The organism is Streptomyces sp. UNOB3_S3 (assembly GCF_020740895.1).
Lineage (GTDB): Bacteria > Actinomycetota > Actinomycetes > Streptomycetales > Streptomycetaceae > Streptomyces.
Map to the genome: position 1 here is coordinate 1 of NZ_JAILXP010000520.1, position 3,759 is coordinate 3,759.

4 protein-coding genes are annotated in these 3,759 nt (G+C 73.7%); 2 read left to right on the forward strand and 2 right to left on the reverse strand.

What is annotated here, in order from left to right; translation table 11 throughout:
- The coding region (locus tag K6I33_RS32885) for a DUF6542 domain-containing protein (protein WP_308297361.1) at positions 1-528 on the forward strand (528 nt) is incomplete at its 5' end.
- Here K6I33_RS32885 and ppgK read toward each other — a convergent pair.
- Positions 425-1,189, reverse strand: coding sequence for a polyphosphate--glucose phosphotransferase (ppgK, locus tag K6I33_RS32890; RefSeq protein WP_229358311.1), 765 nt, complete (start codon positions 1,187-1,189; stop codon positions 425-427). The two genes, K6I33_RS32885 and ppgK, sit on opposite strands and share 104 nt — an antisense overlap.
- 30 nt (positions 1,190-1,219) lie before the next feature.
- Positions 1,220-2,200 (reverse strand): 4-hydroxy-3-methylbut-2-enyl diphosphate reductase, encoded by a 981-nt coding sequence (locus K6I33_RS32895; protein WP_229358312.1) that lies wholly within the window; start codon positions 2,198-2,200, stop codon positions 1,220-1,222.
- Positions 2,201-2,300: 100 nt separating this feature from the next.
- Between K6I33_RS32895 and K6I33_RS32900 the strand changes: the two genes are divergently transcribed.
- On the forward strand, positions 2,301-3,647 hold the full coding sequence (locus tag K6I33_RS32900) for an APC family permease (RefSeq protein WP_229358314.1): 1,347 nt from the start codon (positions 2,301-2,303) through the stop codon (positions 3,645-3,647).
- Positions 3,648-3,759: the final 112 nt, after the last annotated feature.

Consider the following 3,759-nt stretch of genomic DNA (forward strand, 5'->3'; position numbering starts at 1 on the left):
CCCCCCGGCCAGCGGCGGGGCGCCACCGCGCGGGGGCCCGCCGCCGGCCGCTCCCCCTCCGCGCTGGACCGCCTGCCGGCCGCCCGGCTGACCGGGCTGGGCAGCGGGCTGCTCACGGCCCTGGGCATGCTCACGATCGGCGGGCTGGACGCGCTGGTGGGCGGCTCGTCGCGGATCTACGGCGTGTTCTTCCTGCTCGGCAGCGCGGCCTGCGCGCTGTGGGTGCGCCCGGCGGAGCTGATGACCGCGCCCGTGAGCGTGCCCATCGCCTTCGCGGTGGGGGCGCTGCCGCTGAGCGACGGCACGGGGGGCCTCGGCGGCCGGGTGATGAGCCTGGTGACCCTGCTCTCACTGAACGCCGGCTGGCTCTACTCCGGCACCCTGCTGGCCGCGCTGATCGCGCTCGTCCGCCGGGTCCTCCTGGTCAGGCTGCGGCGGCGGGAACGGATCCGGCAGCAGCGGCGGCCATCGCGGCCCCCACGATCCCCGCGTTGTTCTGCAGCTGAGCGGGGACGACCTCGGCGCTGACGCCGTCCAGCAGCGGCAGGAACTTCTCCGCCTTGCGGCTCACCCCGCCGCCGATCACGAACAGCTCGGGCGAGAAGAGCATCTCCACATGGGCGAGATAGCGGCTCACCCGCTTGGCCCAGCGGCTCCAGCTGAGGTCCTCTTCCTCCTTGACCCGTGTGGACGCCCGCGTCTCGGCGTCGTGCCCGTGCAGCTCCAGATGCCCGAGCTCGGTGTTGGGCACCAGCCGGCCGTCCATGAAGACCGCGCTGCCGATGCCCGTGCCGAAGGTCAGCACGATCACCGTGCCCGTACGCCCCCGTCCCGCCCCGTGGACCATCTCGGCCACCCCGGCGGCGTCGGCGTCGTTGAGCACGGTCACGGGCGCGCCGACGCTCTCGCCGAGCAGACCGGCGGCGTCCCGGCCGATCCAGCTCTTGTCGACGTTCGCGGCCGTACGGGTCGTCCCCCCGACCACCACGCCGGGAAAGGTCACGCCGACCGGCCCGACGGGCAGCCCGAAGTGCCGGACCACCTGCCGGACGCAGTCGGCGACGGCGTCCGGCGTGGACGGCTTCGGCGTGAGCACCTTGAAGCGCTCCTCCGAGAGCTCACCGCGCGCCAGGTCCACCGGTGCGCCCTTGATGCCCGATCCGCCGATGTCCACGCCGAATACGTCCATGCCCAGCAGCGTAGGCGTGGACGGGAGGGTTCACCCCTCGACGGCCGCCTGGGCCTCGGCCCGCAGGTCGCGGCGGAGCTCCTTGGGGAGGGAGAAGGTGATGGACTCCTCGGCGGCCTTCACGGTCTCGACGTCCTCGTAACCGCGGGCGGCGAGCCACTCCAGCACGCCCTCGACGAGGATCTCGGGCACGGAGGCGCCGGAGGTGAGCCCCACCGTGTGCACGCCCTCCAGCCAGGCCTCGTCGATCTCCTCGGCGTAGTCGACCAGGTGGGCGTCGCGCGCCCCGGCGCCCAGCGCCACCTCGACCAGCCGCACGGAGTTCGAGGAGTTCTTCGACCCCACCACGATCACCAGGTCCGCCTCGGCGCCCATCTGCTTGACGGCGATCTGGCGGTTCTGCGTGGCGTAGCAGATGTCGTCCGACGGCGGGGAGAGCAGGTTGGGGAACTTGTTCTGCAGGGCGCCGACGGTCTCCATGGTCTCGTCGACCGACAGCGTGGTCTGCGACAGCCACACGACCTTGTCCGGGTCGCGCACCTCGACCTTGGCCACGTCCTCCGGCCCGTCGACCAGCTGGATGTGCTCCGGGGCCTCGCCGCTGGTCCCGATGACCTCCTCGTGGCCCTCGTGACCGATCAGGAGGATGTCGTAGTCCTCCTTGGCGTACCGGATGGCCTCCTTGTGGACCTTGGTCACCAGGGGGCACGTGGCGTCGATGGTGGCGAGCTTGCCGCGCTCGGCCTCCTCGTGCACGACGGGGGCGACACCGTGGGCGGAGAAGATGACGATGTTGCCCTCGGGCACCTCGGCCGTCTCGTCGACGAAGATCGCGCCCTTCTTCTCCAGGGTCTTCACCACGTACTTGTTGTGCACGATCTCGTGCCGCACATAGACCGGGGCGCCGTACTGCTCCAGGGCCTTCTCGACGGCGATCACGGCACGGTCCACGCCCGCGCAGTAGCCACGGGGGGCGGCGAGCAGAACCTTGCGGGCGGGGGTAGCTGTCATGCGGTCCATCGTAAGGGCCCGCCCCCACCGGCGTGGCCCGGCCGCCGCCCGGCCGGGGCGCCCGAATGCCGCCGGGTCGGGGCGCCCGAATACTGACCCCATGGCCACCCCTCCCCCCTTCGCCGACGAGGGCACGCTCCATCGCGCCCTCGGCTTCCGCGACCTCGTGGTCTACGGCCTGCTGTTCATCGCCCCCATGGCACCGGTGGGCGTCCTCGGCACGCTGTCGGCGAAGTCGCACGGGGCGGTGGCGCTCGTCTACGTCGTGGCGACGGTCGCGATGGCCTTCACGGCCCACTCGTACGCGGTCATGGTGCGCGTCGCCCCGCAGGCGGGTTCGGTCTACACCTACGCGCGCGTGGGGCTCGGCGAGGGCCCCGGGTTCATCGCGGGCTGGATGGCGATGCTGGACTACCTGCTGATCCCGGCGGTCGCCTATCTCTTCTCCGGCATCGCGATGCACGCGCTCGTCCCGGCGGTGCCGCAGTGGGTGTGGACGGCGGCCGCGGTGGTCGTGACGACGGGCCTGAACCTGTGGGGGGTGAGGGCGGCGGCAGCCGTGGGATTCGTCGTCCTGGCGATGGAACTGGCGGTGCTGGCGGTCTTCGTCGTGACAGCGGTCATCGCCCTGGCCCAGGACGGCCCCCGCCGGGGCTGGCTGACGCCCTTCACCGGCGAGGGCGGCTTCGACGCGGGGGCGGTCCTGTCGGCGGTGTCCGTGGCGGTCCTGTCGTACCTGGGCTTCGACGCGATCGCGTCCTTCGCCGAGGAGTCGGCGGGCGGCTCGCCGAAGGTGGCGCGGGCGGTCGTCACGTGCCTGGTCGTGGCGGGCGCCCTCTTCGTCCTCCAGGGCTATCTGGCGGCCCTGCTCGCCCCCATGTCCCCGGCGGAGCTGGCGGCGCGGCCGGCGGGCCAGGGCGCGGCGTTCTACGACACGGTCGACGCGGCGACGGGCCTGTGGCTGCACCACCTGGTGGCGGCGAGCAAGGCGATCGGCGCGGCCTTCGCCGCGCTGGCGGGCCAGGCGGCGGCGGGCCGCCTCCTCTTCGCGATGGCCCGCGACCGCCGCCTCCCGGGCCGCCTCGCGAAGGTGGACCGCGCCTCGGGCGTCCCCCGCCTCGCCGTCCTCGGCGCGGCGTCGGTGACGCTGCTCGCGGCGGTATGGGCGGCGCGGCGGGCGGACGGGCTGGACCGGCTGGTGTCGGTGGTGGACGTGGGGGCGCTCGTCGCGTTCGGGCTGCTGCACCTGTCCGTGATGGGGTGGTTCGCGCGACGCGGCGGGCGCGGCCTGGCCCGGCACGTGGTGGTGCCGCTTCTGGGGTTGGCCGTGGTGATCGCGGTGATCGTGACGGCGGCGCGGACGGCGCAGTCGGTCGGGGCGGTGTGGCTGCTGGGCGGCCTGCTCGTCCTGGCCGGCCAGGGGGTACGACGCGGTGCGGCCCGGTAACGGGAGCGCCTGTCCGGGTGCCCGTCGCGTTCCGGCTGACCGCCGGTGAGGGTGCCCGCGCCTGGCGGCGCGGGGTGGGCGGTGCGGCCCGGTGGCCCGGTTTGTGCCCACC

Bases quoted from the DNA above. Each gene is read 5' to 3' on its own strand.
- K6I33_RS32895 (WP_229358312.1), bottom strand. From the start codon at position 2,200: ATGACAGCTACCCCCGCCCGCAAGGTTCTGCTCGCCGCCCCCCGTGGC.
- K6I33_RS32900 (WP_229358314.1), top strand. From the start codon at position 2,301: ATGGCCACCCCTCCCCCCTTCGCCGACGAGGGCACGCTCCATCGCGCC.
- ppgK (WP_229358311.1), bottom strand. From the start codon at position 1,189: ATGGACGTATTCGGCGTGGACATCGGCGGATCGGGCATCAAGGGCGCA.